2 protein-coding genes are annotated in these 1,678 nt (G+C 70.0%); both read left to right on the top strand.

The genetic code is table 11. The annotated features are described in order from the left end of the window. Positions 1-154 precede the first annotated feature (154 nt). Positions 155-1,120 (top strand): hypothetical protein, encoded by a 966-nt coding sequence (locus tag ACFWE2_RS25325; protein ID WP_377226967.1) that lies wholly within the window; start codon positions 155-157, stop codon positions 1,118-1,120. Positions 1,121-1,227: 107 nt separating this feature from the next. Continuing rightward, positions 1,228-1,659 carry a VOC family protein gene (locus tag ACFWE2_RS25320; protein WP_377226966.1) on the top strand — a complete coding sequence of 144 codons (432 nt, stop codon included), beginning with the start codon at positions 1,228-1,230 and terminating at the stop codon, positions 1,657-1,659. Positions 1,660-1,678 lie beyond the last annotated feature (19 nt).

Raw genomic sequence — 1,678 nt, 5'->3', positions numbered from 1 at the left:
GCATTCCGAGGTACCGACCACCTGACGTTCTACCGACCACCTCATCACAAGCTGGCCACCGTGAGTGCGACCACAGGTCGGGTCCGTGGGACCTTGTGCACAGGCGACGTCGCGGGCGACGCCTGTAGGCCCGGCTCTGGGCGACAGTCGGTGCATGAACGAGACCGAGATACTCCTCGCCCGGGAGCACGACCGCGAGTCGCTGCGCCGAGCGCTCCGGGACAAGAAGATCGAGAAGATACGCCGAGGCGCCTATCGCGACAGGCGGACCTCGACGGGCGACCGGTACCGGGACACGACCGAGCGCGCGGTCGCCCGAGTCGTCGCCGTCGGCACCCAGCTTCGCCACGCCTGTGTGAGCCACGAGTCGGCCGCCCTGCTGCACGGGCTTCGCTTGTGGCGGCTGCCGCAACGTGTACATGTCATACAGGACTATCGGGCGTCCTCGGCGTCCGCCCGAGACATAGCACGGCACCGGCTGACCCTCGGTGCGCACGAGCAGACCGAGCTCGACGGCCTTGCGGTGACAAGCCTGGAGCGTACTGTCGCGGACTGCTGCGTCTCGCTGCACCCGTTGCTCGCGCTCGTCATCGTGGACCATGCGCTGACGCTGGGGCTGGACCTCGGGGTTGCCCGCCAGCTGGTCGAAGGCATGCGTGACGTGCGCGGCCGCCGTCGTGCGCTCCTGGTGCTCGAACTGGCGGATGGAGGCGCCGAGTCGGCCTGGGAGACCTGGCTCCGGTATCTGGTGCTGCGAGCGGGGCTTCCGCGCCCGGTCACCCAGCTTCGGGTAAGTACGCCGCACGGTGAGTTTCGCGCTGATCTGGGCTGGACGCGGTTTCGGCTGCTGGCCGAGTTCGACGGGCGGGTGAAGTACGTCCCGGGCGCGCTCGGCCCCGGATACGACGCCGACCGCGCGCTCTTCGACGAGAAGCGCCGCGAGGACCACCTCCGGGAGGAACGGTGGGGGGTGGTGCGCGTGACGTCCTCGGACGGCGCCGGCCCTGCCCTTGCCCGGGTACTCCGCCACGTCCCGGACGAGGTGCGTGCGACGTTACGCCCGATCCGCCTGCTCCCGCCGCCGCCGGGCCCAGCGAGCAGTCGGCAGAATGTCAGGTAGTCGGCATTCCGGGGTGCCGACCATCTGACGTTCTGCCGACCACTGAGCCGCGCCCGCGGGGGCGGAAAAGCGTTGGTGGGGCGGGACGGGTGTGCCAGGGTCGCGGCGTGGCTTCCTTCATCTCGCACCTGACCGTGGACTGCTCCGACGCCTACTCGCTGTCCCAGTGGTGGAAACCGGTGCTCGGGTACGAGGACGTACCCGACGACCCCAACCTGCCGGGCCACGACGAGTGCATGATCGTCGACCCGGCGGGCGAGGGGGTGCCCGTCCTGTTCATCGAGGTACCGGAGGGCAAGTCGGTCAAGAACCGGCTCCACCTCGACCTGCGCCCCCGGTCAGACCGCAGGGACACCGAGATCGAAAGGCTCGTCGCGCACGGCGCGACGGTGCTGGGGGACCACAGGGGGAAGTACGGCCCCGGCACCGGCTGGGTGACCCTCGCCGATCCAGAGGGCAACGAGTTCTGCGTCCTGCGTTCGGAGGCCGAGGTCGCGGCCCAGCCGACCGCAGCACCCGACCCGGGCGAAGACGGGTGATCGGCAGAAGGTCAGGCTG

It is taken from the genome of Promicromonospora sp. NPDC060271, from assembly GCF_042726755.1.
Taxonomy (GTDB): domain Bacteria; phylum Actinomycetota; class Actinomycetes; order Actinomycetales; family Cellulomonadaceae; genus Promicromonospora.
Note: the sequence above shows the minus strand (reverse complement) of the source record. Positions and strands in the feature narration are given on the sequence as shown.